This is a genomic window from Dactylosporangium fulvum (genome assembly GCF_025137375.1).
GTDB classification, from domain to species: domain Bacteria; phylum Actinomycetota; class Actinomycetes; order Mycobacteriales; family Micromonosporaceae; genus Dactylosporangium; species Dactylosporangium fulvum.
The window spans coordinates 6,919,360-6,940,268 of record NZ_CP073720.1 but is presented as its reverse complement, the minus strand read 5'-3'; the positions used below and the strand labels follow the sequence as shown (position 1 = coordinate 6,940,268).

Below are 20,909 nucleotides of genomic sequence, written 5' to 3'. Positions count from 1 at the left end.
AGCCATGCAGACCCGCGAAGCCACCCACCCCGCCGAGATCACCGCGCTGGACACCGACGCCCTGCGCGCCCGGTTCGTCGTCGACGATCTCTTCCAGCCCGGCGCAGTCCGCTTCGTCTACAGCCACGAGGACCGGATCGTGCTCGGCGGTGTAGTGCCCCTCGACAGCCCGCTGTCGCTCGGGACGGACGATGCGCTCTACGCCGACTACTTCTGCCAGCGTCGCGAGCTCGCGATCACCAACCTGGGCGGCACCGGCACGGTGACCGCCGACGGCGTGGAGTTCGCCCTCGCCGCGGAGGACGTGTTGTACGTCGGCCGGGGCACCCGCGAGGTCAGCTTCGCGAGCGACGATGCCGCGAATCCCGCGACCTACTACCTCTTCTCGGCCACCGCACACACCGACCTGCCGACCACGCTGGTGACGAAGGACCAGGCCGCCGCGACCGCGGCCGGTGCCGCCGAGACGGCGAACCGGCGGACCATCCGCAAGTACCTGCACCAGGAGGGCGTCGGCACCGCGCAGGTCGTGCTCGGCATCACCAGCCTGGAACCGGGCTCGGTGTGGAACACCATGCCCTGCCATACGCACGGCCGGCGCACCGAGGTGTACCTGTACTACGGGCTCGGCCCTGAGCACCGCGTCGTGCACCTGATGGGCGAGCCGCGGCGCACCCGCAACCTGATGCTCGCCGACCGCGACGTCGTCATCTCGCCCAGCTGGTCGGTGCACACCGGCGCCGGCACGTCGAACTACGCGTTCGTCTGGGCGATGGCCGGCGAGAATCAGGAGTTCGACGATATGCAGCAGGTCTCGACCGATGCACTCCGCTGAATCGGCCGACCTCTCCCCGGCCGGGCTGCGGCTGGCGTTCGGCGCGTTCCCGTCCGGGGTCGCGGCCGTCGCGGCACTGCGCGACAGCGTCCCGGTCGGGCTGGCGGCAAGTTCGTTCACGTCGGTGTCGCTGGACCCGCCGATCGTCTCGGTCTGCATGGCACACACGTCGACCACCTGGCCGGTGCTGCGGCGCGCCACCAGGATCGGCCTGTCGATCCTGGCCGAGGGCCAGCACGCCGCCTGTCGTGCGCTTGCGGCCCGCACCGGCGACCGGTTCGCCGACCTGTCCTGGCAGGCGACCGACACCGGCGCCGTCGTGATCGACGGATCGCCGCTGTGCCTGGAGTGCACGGTGCACGCGGAGGTGCCGGCCGGCGACCACGACATCGTGCTGCTCGACATCCACGGCCTGCTGCACCGCGGCGACGTCGCGCCGCTGGTCTTCCACCGCAGCCGGTTCCGCCGGCTCACCGACTGACGCGAGGCGTGCCGGCACCGGATCGGCAGGTGGTCCCTGCGCTACAACCTCGGCCCGGCGTGACGCGGCCGACGCGAGCCGGTTCTTCCGGCGCGCGCCGGCCGTGTCCGGCACGCCGTCTACGCCGCACCAGTGCCGACGATCGACACGAACGACACCGCCGCCCCTGGTGCGCCACCAAGGTTCTGGGTCAGCGCCAGCCCCCGGTCGGCCGTGGCGAGCTGGCGCTCACCAGCCTCGCCGCGAAGCTGCAGCCATGCCTCGAACAGCATCCGTAGACCGCTGGCACCGACCGGATGACCGAAGCTTTTCAGGCCGCCGTCCGGATTGACCGGGAGCACCCCGTCGCGGTCGAACTCGCCGGCGAGCACCGACTCCCACGCCGAGCCTCGCGGCGCGAAACCGAGATCCTCCATCAGGACGATTTCCGTCGCGGTGAAGCAGTCGTGCACCTCGGCGAGCGCCAGCTGCTGCCTGGGGTTGGTGATGCCGGCCTCGGCGTAGGCCTGATGGACACTTGCGACCGCCTCGGGGAAGGTCGTGTAGTCGTACTCCTCGTCGATGTTGCCCGACGCCGCGCCCGAGACGAGCGAGAACGCCTTGATGAACAGCGGCTTGTCGGTGTACTTCCAGGCGTCCTCCGCTCGGACCACGATGGCGGCGGCGGCCCCGTCGGCGACCCCGGAACAGTCGAGCACACCGAACTGCCCGGCCACCTGCGGCGAGGCAGCGATGGCCTCCTTGGTCACAGCCTTGCGGAACTGCGCCCGAGGGTTGAGCGCGCCGTTACCGTGGTTCTTCCACGCCACATGCGTCATGGCCGCGCGGAAGTCGCCGGTCGACACGCCGTAGCGGTGCTCGTATGCGGGCACGAGGAGGCTGAAGTTCGCCGGCGCGGACAGATCGACGCGGCTGCCATCGTCCTGGATCTTCGGCGAGATCAGGCCCGAGTAGCCGGTGTCCTTGAGCTTTTCGGCGCCGACGGCCATGGCTACGTCGACCGCGCCGGCCGCTACCGCGTAACACGCGGCGCGCAAGGCTTCCGAGCCGGTGGCGCACATGTTCTCCACGCGGGTCACGGGCTTGCCCTCCAGGCGCAACGCTCTCGACAGGCTCATTCCGCTGATGCCCGAAACGTAGGTCCCGAGCCAGAAGGCGTCGATGTCGTCGAGGGCCAGCCGGGTGCCGGCGACCGTCTCGGTCACGGCGTCAACGATGAGGTCGTCCACGCCCTTGTCGAAGAACTCGCCGAACCTGGTGCACCCCATGGCGATGATCGCTACACGGTCCTTGATGCTATGGATTGCCATCACTGCTCCACTCGTCGGTCAGTAGACCGGTCGGGCCTTCCAGAGGTAGTTGTGGATGGTCTCGACGGACACCGCGCGGCGGAAGGTCATCTCGACGGTGTCCCCGACGTGGGGCTCTTCCGCGATATCGGTCAGCTCGCACTGGATTCGGCCGCCCTGCTCGAGCTCAATGACGGCGCTGCGGAGCGGGGGACTGGGCGAGAAGGCCAGGCGGTCCACCGTGAAGGTCACGATCGTCGCCCGCTGGCCGGCGCCACGCACGACCTCGAACTGGTCGATGGCGTGACAGTGGTAGCAGACCCGTGGCCGGGGGAACTGTACCCGGCCACAGTTGAGGCAACGGCCGCCACGGAAGCCGAACTTGAACGGCTCGTTGCGCCGGGCGAACGGCGCGGACGGCCGCTGCGGGTCGGGCCGGCGGGGGGCCTCCCGGGCGACCCTGCCCCGCCAGACCAGGTATTTCGGGTAGTCGACCGGGATCGACGGCTCAAGCTGACCGCGGATGTCGGCGCGCTTTGCGCCGATCCGCTCCGTGGCGCGCAGCACGAAGGCGTCCGCCCCGTCGGCGAGCGAGACACACAGCAGCACGTCGCCGGGCCGGGCATGGTCGAGCAGTTCGGCGAGGACGAGGCCGAACTGGGTGCTGCCGCAGTTGCCGACCAGGCTCAGCAGGTCGGCGCCGACGGCCCGCGCGCCGCCCTTGGTGCACGCCGCGGTCAGCGACCGCGTTGCCCTGGCATTGGGGCCGGCGACGCCGACCAGCGTCACATCCTGTTGTGTCAGGCCCGCGCGCGAAAGCGCGAGCGTGACGGCCCGAAGCCCGGCGCTCTCGTACTCCCCCTGGCCGAAGCGCTCCTCCCAGACGTGCGCTCCGACCTCGGTGGGCAGTCGCCAGCGGTCCAGGAATTCACCGGTGGTCGACGCGGTGGCGAGCAACTCGGCGACGGGTTGCGGACCGAAGGCGAACGCGGCGGCCGCATCGCCTCCGTCGCGCTCGTCACTGCCGCCGGCATCACCCTGCCGAAGATCGGCCATGACCGCGACACCCCGCGACATGCTCGCGCTCAGCAGCGCGGCGGGTGCCGAGCGGGCGTTCGCGCCGAGGTCATAGACCGGGATCTCCTCGTCGAGTCCGACGGCGGCGTGGATGGCGGTCGCGTTCGTCTTCTCCAGGTACGCCGGAGACGTCGTCGAATACCACAGGGACCGTGGTGCGGCGGTGGTGATGTCCAGGCGCGCGGCGGCCTCTGCCGCCAGGGAGGTGGCGTCCTGGTCGTGTCCGGCAACCACCCTGGTTCCGTCGGCCCGCGCACCGATGGCGGACGCGATCTCGCCCCGGCTCAGCCGGAACCTGGGAAGGTACACCGCGTATGAAGTGATTCCATGCTGCTCGGTCGGCATTCAGCCCGTCCTATCGGATCGCCGAGACGCCCAGTAGCGCGCGCCCGATGGTGAGAATCTGCATCTGGCTCGTCCCCTCGGGGATCGTGGCCTCACGCGCGTCCCGGAAGTACCGCTCGGGCGCGGTACCCTCCTCCAGCCCGACCGCGCCGTGAAGCTGGATGGTGTCCGAGGCGCTGCGCACCGCCGCCTCGGTGCAGTAGAGCTTGGCCATCGCGCAGGCGGTGCGGGCGTCGCGCCCGGTGTCCAGCGCCCGGGCCGCGTCCTGATAGAGGAGCCGGCCGGTGTGGGTCCGCAGACCGATGCCGACCACCATCTCCTGCACCAGCTGAAAGCCGGCGATGGTCCTGCCGAACTGCTGCCGCGCGGTCGTGTGCGCCACGACGGCCTCCAGACATGCCTGGCCCAGACCCACCGCGCCCGCGGCGACGTTGACCCGGCCCGCGTTGACGGCCGCCATGGCCGTCGCGAGTCCCCTGCCCACCTGGCCGAGGACCAGGTCCTTCGGCACGACGGCGCCGTCGAGGGCGACGGTGCAGCTCGTGGTGCCCCGGACGGACAGCCGTCGCCGCTCGGTCACCGTGACGCCACCGCGGTCGTGGTCGACGATGAAGGCGGTGATGCCCTTCGCGCCCAGCGCGGGATCGGTGGTCGCCATGACGATGCCGAAGTCGGCCTGGGCGGCATTCGTGATGTACCGCTTTTCTCCGGTCAACCGGAACGAGCCGTCGGGCAGACGCTCCGCCCGGGTCGTCAGGCCGGCCGCGTCCGACCCCGCCTCAGCTTCGGTGATGGCGAACCAGCCGCGCCGCTCACCGCGCAGCAGGGGAGCGAGGTGGCTCGCCTTCTGTTCGGCCGTGCCGGCGGCCGTCAGCAACTCCGCGACCAGCGACAGGATGTTCATCGTCGTGCGCAGGCTCGCCCAGGCCCGCCCGGCTTCCTCCATGAGCAGAGCGTTCTGCAGATGGGTGCGGCCGTAGCCGCCGTCCGCCGGCGCGCACACCCCCCGGACGAAACCCAGCTCGAGCAGGCCGCCCATGAGTTCATAGGGAAAGCGGCGGTCGCGTTCGCAGTCGGCGACGATCGGCGCGAGGTGCCGTGCGAGGTGCTCGCGCGCCTGGCTCGCGATCTGCCGGCTCTCCGCGTCGAGGTGCGCCCACTCGGTGGTGGCCTCGGCGTGTTCGGCCACACCAGCCTGGTGGTTCATTTAGCTGAACCGCCCGCCGGAGACGTGAACGACCTCGCCGGTGAGGAAGCCGGCGGCCGGCGAGGCGAGATAGCCGACCATGGCCGCGACATCCTCAGGCAGGCCGAGGCGGCGAATACTGTTGGCCTTCACGGCGCGCTCGGCGATCGAGTCATAGGTCGGCAGCTGCCGCAGCGACTCGGTGTCGATGAGACCGGGGGCGATCGCGTTGGCGGTGATCGAATACCGGCCCAGCTCCTTGGCGACGGATCGGGTCAGCCCGACCACGCCGGCCTTGGCCGCGGAGTAGTTCGCCTGCCCGGGGTTGCCGTGCCAGGCGCGCGAGGCGAACGTGATGATCCGGCCGTACTCCTGCTTGATCATCGGCCGGGCTGCCGCACGGATACAGTTGAACGTCCCGGTCAGGCACACGTTGACCACGTTGTGCCACTGCTCGTCGGTCATGTCCGTCAGGCGGCCGTCCTGCGGGAACCCCTGGCTGGTGACCAGGATGTCGAGGCGACCGTGGTCCGCGACGACCGACTGCACCGCGGACTCGACCGCGCCCGTGTCGGTCACGTCCAGAACGGCGGTGCTCACCGACCCGGCATCGGCCAGATCGCCCGCGGTGGCCAGCAACGCCGACTCGTTGATGTCCGCGATGACCACGTGCGAGCCGCGGGACGCGAGCAACCGTGCGCTCTCCCGGCCGAGCCCTCCGGCCCCGCCCACGATGAGCGCTACCTGCCCGCTGAACTCCGTAGACTTCACTTCTGCTGCCATCTCCCAGCTCTGTCGTGTGTGGACCATTCAGCGACGGCTCGTGGCGTCGAGGGACCTGGCGATGATCTCTTTCATGATCTCGTTCGCGCCGCCGTAGATCTTCTGGACCCGTGCATCGGCGTACATGCGCGCGATCGGGTACTCCTCCATGTAGCCGTACCCGCCGAAGAACTGCAGGCACTTGTCGACGACGTTGCACTGCAGCTCTGAGATCCACCACTTGACCATGGCGGCCGTCGCGTTGTCGAGCCCGTGCTCGACATGCTCCTGGATGCAGTGATCGAGGAAGATGCGACCGGCCTTGGCGAGGGTCGCGCACTCCGCGAGGACAAAGCGGGTGTTCTGCTGCTGGTAGAGGGTCTTGCCGAACGCCGTCCGCTGTTGGGTGTACTCCAGGGTGAGGTCGACGGCCTTCTGCGCCTGCACCACGCCGACCACGCCGACGATGAGTCGCTCCTGCGGCATCCGCTCCATCAGCGCCGGGAAGCCGGCGCCCTCGTCACCGAGCCGGTTCGTGACGGGCACCCGCACGTCGTCGAAGAAGAGTTCGGCGGTGTCGGCGGCGTGCTGGCCGATCTTCTTCAGGGGCTTGCCGTGCCGGAAGCCCGGGGTACCCGCCTCGACGACGAGCAGCGTGACCGCTCGCGGATCGGGATCGCTGTCGAGCTTCACGGCGACGATGACGAGCCCGGCGGTGGTCGCGTTGGTGATGAACGTCTTCGTCCCGTTGATGACGTAGTGATCGCCGTCGCGCCGGGCGCGGCAGGTGATCGACCGCAGGTCGCTACCCGCGGACGGCTCCGTCATCGCGATCGCGCCGATGATGGTGCCCGCGACCATGCCGGGCAGCCAGCGCTGCTTCTGCTCCTCGGTCCCGTACTTGAGGATGTAGTCGGTCACGACGCCGCTGTGCACCATCGTGCCCCAGCCCTTGTCGAGCAGCTTCGACTGTTCCTCGACGATGACGATCTGGTGCAGGATGCTGCCGCCGATCCCGCCGTACTCCTCGGGGACCGTCGGGCTGAGCAGCCCGATCTTTCCGGCCTGTGCCCAGAATTCGCGGTCGACGTACTGCTGCGCGGCCCACTTGGCCGCCCGCGGCACGCCTTCCTTGGCGAGGAAGTCCTGCGCGAGCTCGCGCAGGTCGTCGAGCTCCTCCGTCATCCATGGCGAGCGGTATGCCATTTATTTGTCCCTTTCCTCACGGCGAGTTCGCCCGACCAGGCAGGTGGCCGAACCGCGCAGGGTGGTGGTGCCGTCGTCGAGGTCTGTCCAGAGGTCGAGCTGGACCGCGGTACCCGTGGTCTGTTCCCCGACGGCCGTGACGACTCCTCGGCAGTGCACGACGGCGTGTACCGGTGTCGGCGACAGGAATCTGACCTGCAGCGACGTCAGGCTCTCCGGTCCGAACCGTTCGACGACCAGCCGTGACAGCCATGCCATGCTGAGCATGCCGTGGGCGATGACGTCGTCGCGGCCGGCGGCCCTGGCGTAGTCGATGTCGATGTGCAGCGGATTTCGGTCGCCCGACGCGCCGGCGAACAGTGCCAGCAGCTGCCGGGTGACCGGCCCGGTGACCAGCGGCCCGAGTTCCTCGCCGACGGATACGGCGGTCATGGGGTGGCTCCCGTCTGAATGATCGCCGTGTTCCGCAGCGTTGCCACGCTCTGGCCGGCGCGCGTCACCTCGGTCTCGCGAACGAGGAAGACGAGTGCACCGCCGCGCTTGTCGTAGTGCTCGACGATGCGCGGTTCGAAATGGAGCAGGTCGCCCGCGAAACACGGTGCCTGGTATCGGAATTCCTGGCCGCCGTGCAGCAGCCGGGACACGTCCAGGCCCAGCTCCCGGACGATTCCGTAGGGGTCCGGTCGCCGCAATTCCAGCGAGAAGAGGTATGTGGGCGGCACGAGCAGGTCCGGGTAACCGGCCTGCCGCGCACCGGCGACGTCGTGGTAGACGGCCGATTGGAAGCCGGTGAGCTCGCAGAACAGCCGCAGCAGGTCCCGTTCGACGTGGACGTCGAACGGGGCAAGCCGTCTCCCGACGACCCCGGGGGTGTTCGAGGTTGCTTTAATACCTACCATCGTAGGTACTATAACGCCATGGTTCGTCACGTCAACCGTCCCGCATTGCCGGAAGTGCGTGAACCGGGTCGAGGCGCGAACGGACGCCGGTGCATCGGGTCGATCCGTGTTGAGCCCTCGGGCGTCGGCCGACCGTGCCCGAGTGTCGGCGACCTGGCGGTCGGCCGCGCGCCGACCGCATCCGGAGGGGGAGTGGCTCGGCCTCGCGCTGGTCACGCGCACCACGGCACGTGGATTTGAGGCCTCGGCGATGCTCGCGAAAATCTTCCTGCACTCGTCCTGCATCGATCCGTCCGGACGTGGACACTCCGTCCGGCCGGTGGCCGCGATTGCCACCGCTCTGATCGGCTGCTAGCTTGACTACTACCTACATCAGTAGGGACGCTCGAAGGCAAGCTCTGGACTGCCCGGCGAAGCGCTTGGTTTGTGTGTGTCGGAAGCGAGGATGGATGGCGGGCGACAACGGGATTCTGGCTGGAATTACGGTGGTTGACTGTTCGGAGCTGTTGCCGGGGCCGAACGCGACCCGGCTCCTTTCGGCGCTGGGTGCTCGCGTGATCAAAGTCGAGCGGCCGGACCACGGCGACCGGATGCGGAACAGGCCGTTCATGTTCGAGGCGGAGAACCGCGGCAAGCAGAGCATCGCGGTCGACCTCAAGAACCCGGCCGGGCTCGACATCGTCAAGAAACTGGTCGGCATCGCCGACGTCTTTGTCGAGGGCTACCGCCCCGGAGTGCTCGACCGGCTGGGACTCGGCTTCGAGGCGTTGCGGCAAATCAACCCGGAGATCGTCTACCTGTCGGTCTCCGGTTACGGGCAGTCCGGACCGTACCGCGACCTGCCCGGCCACGACTTCCAGTACCTCGCGTTCGCGGGTGCGATCCCCGCCCCCAAGCCGGAGTTCGCCGCGGACTACGTGCCGACTTCGCTGCCGGTCGCCGACATGGGCAGTGCGCTGTACGGCGTGCTCGGTGTGGTGCTCGCCCTGTTCCAGAAGAAGGACGACCCGCGCGGCTTCACGGCCCGCCATCTGGACGTGGCCATGGCCGACTGCGCGCTGGCGCTGATGGAGCCACGCATCGCCGAGGGCATGGTTGAGCAGAACCCCGCCGACGCACTCCGCCGGCCTGCCTACGGCGTCTTCGAGACGAAGGACGGCGGGTTCGTCACCATCGGTGCCATCGAGGACCAGTTTTTCGTCAGCCTCGTCACCGCGCTGGGGCTCGAGCAGTTCGTCGGCGCGGAGTACGCCACGTTTCCGTTGCGGAAGCGCCACTACGACGAGATCCAGCCTGCCCTTCGCGAGAAGGTCAAGCAGTACGACCGCGACGAACTGGTACGTCTGCTCATCGACAAGGATGTACCCGTCGCGCCGGTCAACGACCTCGCCGAGCCCACCCGGGACGCGCACTTCGTCGCCCGGGGCATGGTGTATGACGTCGGCGAATCGGTGCGTGTTTCGGAGTGGCCCGCGGCCCTCGACGGATTTGCCAGCAGGGACCGGCTGACGCCTTCTCCTGCGCTGGGTCAAGACACGTACCGAATTCTGTCCGACCTCGGCCTTGACGACAGCGCGGTTGCCGAGCTCATCCGCTCCGGAGCGGTTCGCTCCGGCGAGCGCTAGATCCAGGAAAGAGACAATGACTACTGAGGCGTACCAATCCCGGTTGAGCACCACCGTCGACTGGTCTCGTTACCAGCGACTCGCGATCGACTACTGGGAAGACGGCATTCTGCTTATCAAGATCAATCGTCCGCAGCGACTGAACGCCATGGACGCCGTGCTCCATCAGGAGCTCAGCGTTATTTGGCACGACGTCACCGCCGACGAGCGCACCCGCGCTGTGATCGTCACCGGCGAAGGCGCGTCGTTCTCGGCGGGCGGCGACCTCGACATGGTCGAGTCCTCACTCGGCAGCCACGAGGTCGTGACCCGCCTCTTCAAAGAGGCCTTCGACATCGTTCAGAACATTACGAACTGCCCGAAGCCCATCATCTCGGCCATCAACGGTGTCGCGGTCGGTGCGGGCCTGGCGGTGGCGCTGACATCCGACATCAGCATCATCTCCGAGGACGCGAAGTTCACCGACGGCCACCTGCGTCTGGGTGTCGCCGCCGGCGACCACGCCGCGATCATCTGGCCCTTGTTGTGCGGCATGGCCAAGGCCAAGTACTACCTGCTCACCAGCGAGATGATCGACGGGCGCGAGGCCGAACGTATCGGGCTGGTCAGCAAGTGCGTCCCGGCCGACCAGTTGCTGGAAGCCGCCCTCAGCACCGCTCGGCGGCTCGCGAACGGACCGCAGTTCGCCATCGCCAACACCAAGCGGACTCTCAACCACTGGATCCGCGCGGCGACGCCGATCTTCGAGGCCTCGCTCGCCCTGGAGATGCTCGACTTCCTCGGCCCCGACGCCCGTGAGGGCTACAACGCCATGGTCGAGAAGCGGCGCCCCGTCTTCCCGTCCACCAAAGGCCCGGCGGCATGACCGTCGACCGTCGCACCGTCGAGCGGCTCTACTTCGAAGACGTCCCGGTAGGTGTGACGTTCTCCACTTCGGGGCGCACGATCGGCGACGGCGACGTATCCCAGTTCGCCGGGTTGACCGGCGACTACAACTCCTTGCACGTGGACGAGGAGTACGCCCGTAGCACCCCGTTCGGCGGCCGCATCGCCCACGGCGTCCTCGTGCAAGCGATCGCCAACGGTCTCACGACCCGCTTGCCGCTGCTCATCGGCCTGCAGGAAGCCCTGCGGGGACTGCTGTCGGTGGAGTGCCGCTGGCCGGCACCCACGCGCATCGGCGACACGGTGCACGTCGACTACCAGGTTCTGGAGAAGTCGCTGACCCAGAGCGGAACGAAGGGCGTGGTCGTCGAGCAGCGCACGGCGCTCAACCAGCACGGGCAGACCGTCATGGTGTCGGTCTCCCGCCTCCTGGTGGCCTGCCGCTCCGAGGCGGCCGGCCGGTGAGCGACGGGATCACGGTGACCAGGCCGATCCCCGGAGTCGCCGTCGTCAGCCTCGCCAGACCGCCGGTCAATGCCCTGTCCTCCCAGCTCTACCGCGACCTGATCGTGCAACTCACCGGTATCGGCGCTGATCCCGACGTCCACGCCGTCGTTGTCGGCTCCGCCAGCCCGAACATCTTCTGCGCGGGCGCGGACATCAAGGAGTTGCGGGGGCTCAGCGGCGGGTCCGCGAGAACGCTGGACGAGCAGCGCCAGTCGCTCGCCCGCGAGGTTTTCGACACCATCCTGAACCTGCCCCAGCCGACCGTCGCCGCGGTGAACGGGCCGGCCATCGGCGCGGGCGCCGTTATCGCGTCCTGCTGCGACATCCGCATCGGGTCGCGGCAGTCGAGCTTCGTGCTTCCCGAGATCAACATCGCGCGCTGCGGCGGCGGCCGTCACCTGATGAGGCATCTCCCGCAGGGCACCGTCCGCTTGATGTTCTTCACCGGTCAGCCGCTACCCGGACACGAGGCCCACCGCCTCGGTTTCCTCCAGGAACTCGTCGAGGTCGGCAGCGAGCTGGACCGGGCGCTGGAGCTCGCCGCGTACATCGCCACGAAGAGCCCGCTCGCCCTCAGGGTCGGCAAGCAAGCACTCAACCTCAGCGAGTTCCTGCCCGTCTCCGACGGCTACGCCGTGGAGCAGGAGCACACGCTCCGGCTGGCACGCAGCGCCGACGCCGTCGAAGCCACGCAGGCATTCCTGGAGAAGCGTTCCCCGCGGTTCGGCCGACTTCAGGCTCCGTGAGCAAGAGTCGGCCGGCAGCGGTGAGTCATCCGCATCGCGGGAGGGGCTGAGCCGGCCCGAGCCGGCTCAACCCTCCCGCGATGCGTCGCGAATGACCCCGGCAGCACGCAACGCGTCCAGCGCGGCCACGTCGTACCCGAACTCCGACAGCACCTCGTAGGTGTGTTCGCCGATGTCGGGCGGGTAGCCGAACGGTGCGGCAGGGGTGCGGGACAGGTGGATCGGGTTCGCCGTCGTGTGGAAGTCGCCGTGCCGCGGATGCCGAAGATTGAGCAGCATGCGGTTGTGCGCGACCTGCGGGTCGTCGAACACCTCATGCAGCCGGTTGACGGGCGCGCACGGCACGTCGTGCGGCTCCAGCGCCGCGATCCACTCGGCGGTGGTACGGGTCGCGAAGATCTGCTCCAGATAGGGCACCAGCGTCCCGCGATGCTTCACCCGCAGCGCGTTGGTGACATACCGGGCATCGTCCGCAAGCTCGGGCACCCCGAGCGCCCGGCACAGCAGTGGCCAGAACTTCTGGGTCAGGCACGCCACCACGATCCAGCCGTCGGAGGTCCGGAAGACCTGGTACGGCACGATGTTCGACTGTGCGCCGCCCTGCGGCATGAACGGAATGCCGGTCTTGAAGTGCGACGTGGCGAGGTTCGCCAGCAGCGACACCTGGCCATCCAGCAGGTTGATGGACACCTGCTGCCCGACACCGTCCCGGTCACGCGCCCGCAGGCCGAGCAGCACGCCGTTCATCGCCAGGAACGAGCCGAGGAAGTCGGCTATCGCCGGCGCCACCTTGACCGGGGTCCTGCCGGGCTCACCGGTGGTCCCCATCGTGCCGCCGCGGGCCTGGGCGAGGATGTCCATGCCCGGGTTGTTCGCCAGTGGTCCGTCGTCGCCGTAGGCCGTGATGGCGCATACGATCAGCCGTGGGTACCGCGGTGCGAGCGTCGCGTACTCGAGTCCGAGCTTGCTCGTCGCGCTCGGCCGCATCGAGGTGACGAGCACATCGGCGTCCTTCAGCAACCGGTGCAGAATCTGCTGTCCCTCTGAAGATTTGAGGTTGACGCTGATGGCCCGCTTGCTCCGGTTGACGCTGAACGAATACGCGCTTTCGCCCTTGCCGAAGACCTCGTCGATCTGCCGCAGCGGGTCCCCGACGATGGGCTCGATCTTGATGACGTCGGCCCCGAAGTCGCCGAGCATCGAGGTGGCGTACGGGCCGGACGCGATCTGGGTGACGTCGACGATGCGCACACCGTCCAGTGGTCCGCGTCCGGCCCCCTGAGCTACCTCAGCCACGGATGTAGTACCCGCCGGACACGCAGAGCACCTCACCCGTGATGAAGCTGGCCCGGTCGCTGGCCAGGAAGAGCACGGCGTTGGCGATGTCCTCCGGGGTGCCGGCGCGGCGCAGCGGGGTGCGGGCGACCATGCCCTCCATGTACTCGGTCGGGTAGACCTTGGCGAGGAAGTTGTTCCAGGCGAGGCCCGGAGCCACCGCGTTGACCCGGACGCCGAACGGCGCCGCCTCCACCGCGCTCGCCCGGGTCAGCCCCATGATGCCGGCCTTGGCGGCGGAGTAGTGCGACTCGCCCTCGAGCGTGCCGACCCAACCGTTGATCGACGACATGTTCACGATGGCGCCGGACTGCTGCTCCATCATGTGTGTCAGCGCCTTGCGGGTGACCATGAACGGGCCGGTGAGCGAGACGTCAAGGACCTTGCGCCACGTGTCGGTCGGCATCTCGTGCAGCGGCGACAGCTGGTTGATGCCGCTGTTGTTCACGACGACGTCGATCCGGCCGAAACGCTTGACGACGTCGTCGATCACCTCGTCGATGCGCTGCTCGTCACGCACGTCCAGCGGCACACCGACGACCTCACGGCCGGTCTCCTTCGCGATGTCCGCCGCGACGGCGGCGGTGCGCTCGGCGTGCTGGTCACTCATGACCACCGTCGCCCCCTCACGGGACAACGCCCGGGCTACCGCCTGGCCGATGCCGGCCCCCGCCGCGGCCGTGACGAACGCTACCTTGCCCTCAAACTCCATCTTCGCACTCCTCGTTCTGCACATCGGTTGCCAAGCGGTCAGATCGGTCGTCGGCGGTCAGGCGACTGTGGTCACGATGCGCCAGGCAGCACCCTCGGACGCGGTCGCCGCCCGGCCCAACTGAGCCGCCCAGTCATGCGTCGGGCCGTCCTGCAGCGACCATTCCCACACCCGCCTGGTGAAGCGGTGCAACGGGTACTCCATCGTCACGCCCATCGCGCCGTGCACCTGATGGGCGGTGCGGCCGATCCAGTCCGCCGAGTACCCACTGAGCGTCTTCGCCGCCGCGACGATCTCCATCGGCAGCGGGTCCCCCTCGGACACGGATGCCTGCGCCCAGTCGGTCAGCATCGACGTACGTTGCGCCTCGGACGCGATCCGGGTCAGATGAGTCTGTACGGCCTGGAACGCGGCGATCGGCTTGCCGAACTGCTGCCGCTGGTTGGCGTAGGTGATCGTCAACTCGGCGACCGCCTGCAGGGCTCCCGCGATGGCGATCGCGCGGGCCAGTGCCGCGCGGCGTCGCAGTTGCGCGTGCACCACCTCAGCGCTGACTGCCAGCCTGGCCGAACGCTTGACGGGAGCGCCATCGAGCACGACGGTGCCCGCGACGGGCTCGCCCGCGGAGTTGACGGTCAGGTCGCTCAGGACCGCGGCCGACCTGTCGACGGTGATCACCTGGGTGCCCGGGCCGTCCGCGACCGCAAACACCAGCTCGTCAGCGACAGGCGCCCAGACCACGCCGTGCACCGAGCCCTCGACCGAGCCACCGACGACGCTGATGCGGTCGGACCCACCGCCGAACACCGCGAGCCCGCTCTCCCACCCGAACTCCACACCCGCTTGGGCGAGCAGCCAGCCGGCCTGGATCGGACCCTCGACGAGCGGCACGCTCACGCCCGAGTAGCCGATGGCGCGCGCGGCGTCGAGTGCGTCGGACAGCGTGCCGCCGCTGCCGCCGGCGGCTTCGGTCACGGACACGCCGAGGAACCCGCCTTTGCGCAACGCATCGGTGGCCGCGAGCGACAACGGGTCGGGCTGATCCTTCGTCGGCAGCGCGAGGGTGTCCGACCGCACGGAGTCGATCAGATCGAGGACGCCGTCGACGATGCCCCCTGGGCGCTCGACCCAGCTGCGCCGGCCCCGGCCCCAGCTGACGAGCTCGCGCGCAACGATGATCCGCAGCACCTCGTTCGTGCCGCCCGCGGTCGTAAAGACCGCCGATCGGAGTCGATTGATGTCAAGGAACCGCGCCAGCCGGTCGTCGGGGTCGAGCCTCCGTTCGCTCTCGTACCGGTAGGGCCAGAGCTGGTCGACCAGCAACTGCTCCAGCTCGGTGCCCAGGTCCTTGGCCATCGCCGCCTCCGCGACCGGCGAAACGCCGGCGTCGACCATGCGGGCGATCGACAACGACATCTGGCGCAGCGCGATCTGCTGGGCGATGACCCTGCCGATGAGCTGGAAGGCCTGGTCGGAGTCCGGCTCGTCACGGCGGCTCTCGACGAACGCCTCGAACAGCGGGTACGTCGACAGGTACCGCTCCGGACCCGAGCGCTCCAGGGCGAGTTCGGCGGTGATCTGGTTCCAGCCCTTGCCCTCGTCCCCGATCAACCAGTCGTCCGGCGCGAACACGTCCTCAATGACAACCTCGTTGAAATGACGCTCGCCGTCCATCGCGACGATGGGATTCACCTGGATGCCGGGCGCGTCCATGGGCACCACGATGAGGCTCAGCCCCTCGTGCTTCTTCGCACCCTGGCTGGTCCGGCACAGGATCTCGATGTAGTCGGCGCGGTCGGCATCGCTCGTCCAGATCTTGCGGCCGGTGATACGCCAGCCACCGTCGACCTTCACCGCCCGCGTCTTCACCGAAGCCAGATCCGAACCGGCGTCGGGCTCGCTGAAACCACCGGCCATGAGCAGATCGCCTCGGGCGATCTTGGGCAGCAGCTCCTGACGCAACGTCTCCGGGCCGTACCGGTCGAGGCTCGGCGCGGTCTGCCGGTCGGCGGTCCAGTGGGCGCCCAGCGGGGCACCGGCGGCCAACAACTCGGAGATCACCAGACAACGCTCGACGCCCGAGCTCTCGGTACCGCCATATCGGGCAGGCACCAACATTCCGGCCCAGCCGCGTGCGCCGAGCTGGCGGCTGAAGTCGCGGTCGAAGCCACCACGGGTCGGACTCGCCGCCGACGGCGGAAACGCCCGTTCGCGGGCGAAGCTTCGGACGGCACGGACGACCTCCTTCTCGGTGTCGGTGAGCTCAACAGGGCGGAACTCGGTGCTCGTCGAGGTCATCGTCTCTTGCTCCTTTCGGCGGCGGGGTGTGTCGTCAACCGCTTGACTGTTCAGCGCAACAGCCCGCGTGGGTCGACGATGCTGCGGAGGACGTCCAGTTCCTCGTCGGTCACCTCAAAACGGTCCGAGGGCGGCGCTTCGCCGATGTCCCAGCCGGTCCGGTCCCTGAGGTCGGCCCAGGAGGCACCGCTGTGGACCAGCTCGACACCCAGGACGCCGTCCGCGTCGGGGCGGAAGAGCGCATCGGGGGTGACGAGCAGTGCTGGTCCGTCGTTCTGGAGCCCGAGTTCGGCGCGGCTCCTGCCCCGGTAGCGGTGACCGACCACGGAGACGAAATCGACGGTGTCGACAAGCGTGCGCCGCTCGTGCCGCTCTGTGTAGACGACGGTACGGCGGGCGGTGTGGCCCAGCATCGTGTTGGCGAGGCCAGGGCCGGCGATGATGCCGTCATGCTTGCGGATCTGGTGCAGATTGATCGAACCGTGCCGGTCGATCTGCATGCCCCCGTAGAACATGACGTCGATGCCGAGTTCGGTGACCGCGAAGACGTCGGTCATGTCCGCGATCGCCTGCGGACGGCAGTCCCAGCCCGCGGAGAACTCCGGCACCAACCGGCCGGGATTGATGTAGACGCCGGCGCCGAGCACGGTCAGGCCGGGCGCGTGGCGCTGCTGAGCGAGCAGGCAGCCGGCGAGCGGCACCGCGGATGCCGCGCCGGTCAGCACGACCTCGCGGTCGTTGAGTGCTCGGGAGATGATGACGGCCATTCGTTCGCGCGTGCTCGCCGTCATGACCGCGCCTCCGCGCTCAGCGCCGCCTGTCGTGCCATGCCCAGCTCGGCAAGGTAGGCGTCGTGGTCCGGCGCGATGAAACGATCGGCATAGCTGGAGAAGTTCCCCGCCTTGACGGCCGCCTGGTACTCGGTGAGGTGGGCGAGGTCGGCCACATAGGCGCCCACACTGCCTGTGGGGTGCGCCCCGAGAGGTGTCTCCACTATCTCGTCGACGAGGTACCCGGGGACGGTGACGCCCAGTTTCGCGGTGACCTGTGTGGGGACGATCTGGTCGACCTGGGCGACGACACGCTTCGCCGCCCTGGCGATGAGCAGGTCGGCCCAGCGACTGCCGACGTGGACGAGGTTGCCCTTGGTGTCGCCGTACTGGGCGTGAATCAGCGCCAGATCGACGTGGAGCGGGCCGACTCCCTGGTGGTCGCCCATCTTGATGAGCAATGGATTATCGCTGGCGAAATCGCTGACCCCGAGGTTGTCCAGCAGCTGGATGTCCGCCTTCGCGGACGCCGCCAGATATCCGCCCAGCAGGATCGCCTCGTCAACGCGATCAAAGGCGACCGAGCCGTCCTCCTTGGCCGCCTTCGTGGCGGGCGCTGTGCCGACGACGGCGAGGGACACATGGGGGACACGCACGGTTTTTGCGAGTCCCGCGGCGACCAACACGTCGATGTCCCACGAGCCGGCGGGAGCCGACGTCACGAACAGACCGCCGCGGCCGGACCGGATCAGCGCTCGGACCAGCGTGTTCGGCCGGTTCTCCAGGAGCATTCCCCCCAGCGCGACGCTGGTGACGTCGTCGACCGATCGGGCAAAGGCGGCGAGCGACGTCTCCTGAGCCATGATCCCCCTCATCCGTAGTACCTCATATCGTAGTTACTACTCGTACCCTTCGAGTACACCGTTGTCAAGACTGGTGACGCTCCGCGCTGGTGCCGACGAATGGTGGCAGTTTGCTAGGTGGCGTAAAAAAAGCTAGCCATACGGCTGGCGGCACAGAGGGTTGTGGGCCCCGGTCGGCGTTGGCGGCGAACCGGCCCGACGGCAGGTGCGCGAGACGCCCGTCGGTGAGATTGGCAAGGACCTGTTCGACGACGGCGTGGCCGTGGTGGGTCAGCTCGGTGTCCACTGTGGATGCACGCCCGAATCGACGCGCTGGGCAGCAGTGGCGTGTGTGGAGCCAATGCGGCCGGCGGGTCCCGCACGTGCCCGCCGCGATCGCGACGGCTTCGGCGCCCGGGGCGTGACCAACCCGGCCGGATCGGCCTGCCCGGCCAGGCCCATCGCCCGAACCGGCCCGCCACACGACACCATATTCGCCTCGCCTCACACCACGTCCGCCACGCGGCGGGTATCCAGCAGTCGCACCTGCGCGACGCCGTCTCGACCTGGTGGCGGAAGCCTGAACAACTCCCATCCTTCCAGTTCAGAGGGTATTCCCCATACCCTCTCGTTGCGCCGCGCCGCCGCTGGTCGGCAGATCGGGGCCGAGCGGAGCAAGGACAACCGTTGACCGTTCCGTCGGGCACAACCTATGGTGGCGATTACTAACTCTGTTGGTTGGTAGGCCGCGTGAACGGTCCGGATGAGAAGACGAAGGAGTCTCGATGAGCCTGCCGGTTCGTATTCACCAGCTTGAGGTCGCCTATGGTGGCCGCAAGCAGGACGCTGTCGTTGCCGTCAACGGAGTGGACATCGAGATCGGCTCCGGCGAGTTCGGTGTCCTACTCGGACCCAGCGGCTGCGGCAAGAGCACCGTGTTGAACACCATCGCGGGCCTCATTTCACCTACCGCAGGCACGATCACGGTCGGCGACCAGGTGTTCTTCGACAAGAGCAGAGACATCAACCTCAAGCCCGAGAAGCGTGGGCTCGGTATGGTCTTCCAGTCCTACGCTCTGTGGCCGCACATGACGGTCTTTGACAATGTGGCGTTTCCGTTGCGCCGCCGGCATGTCAAGCGGGAGCAGATCGCCTCGCGGGTGGGGGAGATGCTCGAGCTGGTGCGGTGCCAGCAGTATGCCAAGCGATACCCGCACGAGCTGAGCGGCGGTCAGCAGCAGCGCATCGCGCTGGCGAGAACGCTCGTGGGCAAGCCCGCCGTCGTCCTGTTCGACGAGCCCCTCAGCAACCTGGACGCCGAGCTGCGTATCCAGCTTCGCGACGAGCTCGCCCTGCTGCACAGCGAAATCGCGTTCACCGCGGTCTACGTCACGCACGATCAGGCCGAGGCCTACGGCCTGGCGAGCAAGCTCTTCGTGCTCCGCGACGGCCGGGTCGAGCAGACGGGTCCGCCGCTGAATGTCTACCACGCGCCCGCGACGGAGTACGTCGCGTCGTTCCTCGGTGCCAACTCCTGGGCCGGAGAGATCGTCGGCAGGGAGGGCAAGCGCCTCGTGGTCGACAGCGAATACGGCATCATCGAGTCCACCTCGGACCCGAAGGGTCTGGGCGTGGGCGACACCGCGGTCGTTGCGGCCTATCCGGACCGCATCGGCCTGCAACGCGATCCGTCAGGCGCCGGTGTCGTCGTGTCGAAGCGATTCGGTGGCGCCGCTATGGAGATCGTGGTCGCGCTCGGCCCGGCGAATGATGACCGCCTGCGGATCAGGCGTGCGGCGGATCTCGTCGACGTCCACGAGGGGGATCGGGTGCGACTGGTCGTCGATCCGGCCGATGCCCTTGTTTATGCCGGGAGGCCGACCCACGCAAGCGATCGCGAGCACCGTCCGGTCCCGCTCGACGTTCAGTCCTAGCGCAACTGGAGGTGGTGGATGACGGTCGTCCACCACCACGCGAACAGACAGGTAGGAGTCGGGGGCGACTCGTCGCCTGCCCGACTGCCCGAAGGGACGCATCAATCATGAGATTCTCATACTTTCGCGATGTGCTCCGGCCGCGGACGGCAATCGCGGCGGCCACCGTCGCGGTCCTCGCCACAGTCGCGGGGTGTTCCTCAGGCGGGTCGGCATCGCAGCCCGGCGTTGCCGCTAACGGTTGGGACGGCATCGTGGCGGCGGCCGAGAAGGAAGGTTCGGTCACCGTATGGTCGTCCAGCGACCAGAAGCTCATCAACAAGATCACTAGCGCCTTCGAGTCGAAGTACCGGAAGATCAAGGTCAACTCGCTCAAGATGGACTCGACGACGCAGCAGACCACGCTGGACCAGCAACTCGGCGCGAACCGTCCACCGAGCGTCGACACGATCCTGGGCAACTCCAACTACGCCTGGCTGCAGGGCCTCGCCCAGAAGGGCCATTTCGAAAAGCCGCAGGGCCCCAACAACGCCGGCTGGGACGCGAAGTACACCGCCGACGGGATGGTTGCCGCTACCATCAACCCGTTCGTGATGATGTACAACACGAACAAGCTCAAGTCCGCGCCCACCTATGCCGACCTGCTGAAGCCGGAGTTCAAGGGAAAGATCGGCCTGAACAACGCTGACCCCGCAGCGTTGAAGGCCTTCTATGACAACTGGCGCACGCAGCTGGGCGAGGACTACGTCAAACAGATCGCCGGTCAGAATCCGCAGATCCAGTCCGCCTCGGCGGTCGTTGCCCAGAACGTCGCCAGTGGCCAGCTGCTGGCGGGCCCGACCGGCAACGCCGCCTCCGTCGAACTGCTGAGGGCGCAGGGTGCGCCGATCGACTTCGCGATTCCCGACGAGGGCACCATGGCCTACGTGTTGTATGCGACGGCCTTCGCGCGCAGTGCTCACCCGAACGCCGCACTCGTGTTCCTGGACTTCGTCCAGAGCCCGGAGGGCCAGGGCATCCTCAACACGAACAACAGTGGGGTGAGTGTCCTGCCGGACGTGGAGGGCGCCCTGCGGGTGCCGGACGGCAAGATGACGCTGATCGACTGGGACAAGTACCCGACCGACAAGCTGCAGTCCATCGACGCTTGGTGGAAGGGCCTTTTCGGCTGAGGA

21 protein-coding genes are annotated in these 20,909 nt (G+C 68.2%); 9 read left to right on the top strand and 12 right to left on the bottom strand.

Annotated features, from left to right (window positions below; translation table 11 throughout):
• The first annotated feature begins 4 nt into the window (after window positions 1–4).
• Together kduI and Dfulv_RS31995 are read left to right on the top strand one after the other, a co-directional pair.
• Window positions 5–835, top strand: coding sequence for a 5-dehydro-4-deoxy-D-glucuronate isomerase (gene kduI, locus Dfulv_RS32000; protein ID WP_259857526.1), 831 nt, complete (start codon window positions 5–7; stop codon window positions 833–835).
• On the top strand, window positions 822–1,316 hold the full coding sequence (locus Dfulv_RS31995; protein WP_259857525.1) for a flavin reductase family protein: 495 nt from the start codon (window positions 822–824) through the stop codon (window positions 1,314–1,316). Before kduI ends, Dfulv_RS31995 begins: the two co-directional genes overlap by 14 nt.
• Window positions 1,317–1,435: 119 nt before the next feature.
• On the opposite strand, the gene Dfulv_RS31990 is transcribed toward Dfulv_RS31995, so the two are convergent.
• From Dfulv_RS31990 to Dfulv_RS31960, 7 genes are read right to left on the bottom strand one after another with little or no spacing between them, the layout of a single operon-like run.
• Complete coding sequence (locus Dfulv_RS31990) at window positions 1,436–2,584, bottom strand: acetyl-CoA acetyltransferase (protein WP_259868506.1); 1,149 nt, start codon at window positions 2,582–2,584, stop codon at window positions 1,436–1,438.
• A 60-nt stretch (window positions 2,585–2,644) separates the two neighbouring features.
• Window positions 2,645–4,027, bottom strand: coding sequence for an OB-fold domain-containing protein (locus Dfulv_RS31985; protein ID WP_259857524.1), 1,383 nt, complete (start codon window positions 4,025–4,027; stop codon window positions 2,645–2,647).
• A gap of 10 nt (window positions 4,028–4,037) precedes the next feature.
• Complete coding sequence (locus Dfulv_RS31980; RefSeq protein WP_259857523.1) at window positions 4,038–5,234, bottom strand: acyl-CoA dehydrogenase family protein; 1,197 nt, start codon at window positions 5,232–5,234, stop codon at window positions 4,038–4,040.
• Complete coding sequence (locus Dfulv_RS31975; RefSeq protein ID WP_259857522.1) at window positions 5,235–5,996, bottom strand: SDR family oxidoreductase; 762 nt, start codon at window positions 5,994–5,996, stop codon at window positions 5,235–5,237. It abuts the gene before it with no gap.
• 27 nt (window positions 5,997–6,023) lie between these two features.
• The gene (locus Dfulv_RS31970; protein ID WP_259857521.1) at window positions 6,024–7,181 is read right to left on the bottom strand and encodes an acyl-CoA dehydrogenase family protein; all 1,158 of its coding nucleotides are present in this window, start codon (window positions 7,179–7,181) and stop codon (window positions 6,024–6,026) included.
• On the bottom strand, window positions 7,182–7,613 hold the full coding sequence (locus Dfulv_RS31965) for a MaoC/PaaZ C-terminal domain-containing protein (protein ID WP_259857520.1): 432 nt from the start codon (window positions 7,611–7,613) through the stop codon (window positions 7,182–7,184).
• Window positions 7,610–8,080 (bottom strand): MaoC family dehydratase N-terminal domain-containing protein, encoded by a 471-nt coding sequence (locus Dfulv_RS31960; protein ID WP_259857519.1) that lies wholly within the window; start codon window positions 8,078–8,080, stop codon window positions 7,610–7,612. Before Dfulv_RS31960 ends, Dfulv_RS31965 begins: the two co-directional genes overlap by 4 nt.
• A 142-nt stretch (window positions 8,081–8,222) precedes the next feature.
• Here Dfulv_RS31960 and Dfulv_RS31955 point away from each other — a divergent pair, with 142 nt between their 5' ends.
• From Dfulv_RS31955 to Dfulv_RS31935, 5 genes are all read left to right on the top strand, one after another.
• Window positions 8,223–8,435, top strand: coding sequence for a hypothetical protein (locus Dfulv_RS31955; RefSeq protein WP_259857518.1), 213 nt, complete (start codon window positions 8,223–8,225; stop codon window positions 8,433–8,435).
• Between the two features lie 94 nt (window positions 8,436–8,529).
• Window positions 8,530–9,705, top strand: coding sequence for a CaiB/BaiF CoA transferase family protein (locus tag Dfulv_RS31950; RefSeq protein WP_259857517.1), 1,176 nt, complete (start codon window positions 8,530–8,532; stop codon window positions 9,703–9,705).
• 43 nt (window positions 9,706–9,748) lie between these two features.
• Complete coding sequence (locus Dfulv_RS31945; protein WP_259857516.1) at window positions 9,749–10,570, top strand: enoyl-CoA hydratase/isomerase family protein; 822 nt, start codon at window positions 9,749–9,751, stop codon at window positions 10,568–10,570.
• Entirely contained in the window at window positions 10,567–11,055 is a 489-nt protein-coding gene (locus tag Dfulv_RS31940) for a MaoC family dehydratase (RefSeq protein WP_259857515.1), read from the top strand. Before Dfulv_RS31945 ends, Dfulv_RS31940 begins: the two co-directional genes overlap by 4 nt.
• Window positions 11,052–11,843 carry an enoyl-CoA hydratase-related protein gene (locus Dfulv_RS31935; protein ID WP_259857514.1) on the top strand — a complete coding sequence of 264 codons (792 nt, stop codon included), beginning with the start codon at window positions 11,052–11,054 and terminating at the stop codon, window positions 11,841–11,843. The genes Dfulv_RS31940 and Dfulv_RS31935 overlap by 4 nt, the downstream gene beginning before the upstream one ends.
• Window positions 11,844–11,909: 66 nt before the next feature.
• On the opposite strand, the gene Dfulv_RS31930 is transcribed toward Dfulv_RS31935, so the two are convergent.
• Genes Dfulv_RS31930 through Dfulv_RS31910 form a run of 5 tightly spaced genes read right to left on the bottom strand, consistent with a single transcriptional unit; the run spans window position 11,910 to window position 17,833 of the window.
• Complete coding sequence (locus tag Dfulv_RS31930; protein ID WP_259857513.1) at window positions 11,910–13,094, bottom strand: CaiB/BaiF CoA transferase family protein; 1,185 nt, start codon at window positions 13,092–13,094, stop codon at window positions 11,910–11,912.
• A 37-nt stretch (window positions 13,095–13,131) separates the two neighbouring features.
• Entirely contained in the window at window positions 13,132–13,890 is a 759-nt protein-coding gene (locus Dfulv_RS31925; RefSeq protein ID WP_259857512.1) for an SDR family NAD(P)-dependent oxidoreductase, read from the bottom strand.
• Window positions 13,891–13,947: 57 nt separating this feature from the next.
• A complete protein-coding gene (locus tag Dfulv_RS31920) occupies window positions 13,948–16,188 on the bottom strand; it encodes an acyl-CoA dehydrogenase family protein (RefSeq protein ID WP_259857511.1) in 2,241 nt (746 codons plus the stop codon).
• A gap of 50 nt (window positions 16,189–16,238) precedes the next feature.
• Window positions 16,239–16,979 carry a hypothetical protein gene (locus Dfulv_RS31915; protein ID WP_259857510.1) on the bottom strand — a complete coding sequence of 247 codons (741 nt, stop codon included), beginning with the start codon at window positions 16,977–16,979 and terminating at the stop codon, window positions 16,239–16,241.
• Window positions 16,976–17,833 carry a CoA transferase subunit A gene (locus Dfulv_RS31910; protein WP_259857509.1) on the bottom strand — a complete coding sequence of 286 codons (858 nt, stop codon included), beginning with the start codon at window positions 17,831–17,833 and terminating at the stop codon, window positions 16,976–16,978. Before Dfulv_RS31910 ends, Dfulv_RS31915 begins: the two co-directional genes overlap by 4 nt.
• Before the next feature lie 752 nt (window positions 17,834–18,585).
• On the opposite strand from Dfulv_RS31910, the gene Dfulv_RS31905 reads away from it, so the two are divergent.
• Window positions 18,586–19,734 carry an ABC transporter ATP-binding protein gene (locus tag Dfulv_RS31905; protein WP_259857508.1) on the top strand — a complete coding sequence of 383 codons (1,149 nt, stop codon included), beginning with the start codon at window positions 18,586–18,588 and terminating at the stop codon, window positions 19,732–19,734.
• A gap of 131 nt (window positions 19,735–19,865) precedes the next feature.
• Window positions 19,866–20,906: an ABC transporter substrate-binding protein gene (locus Dfulv_RS31900; protein WP_259857507.1), complete on the top strand. Its 1,041-nt coding sequence runs from the start codon at window positions 19,866–19,868 to the stop codon at window positions 20,904–20,906.
• The last annotated feature ends 3 nt before the right edge of the window (window positions 20,907–20,909 follow it).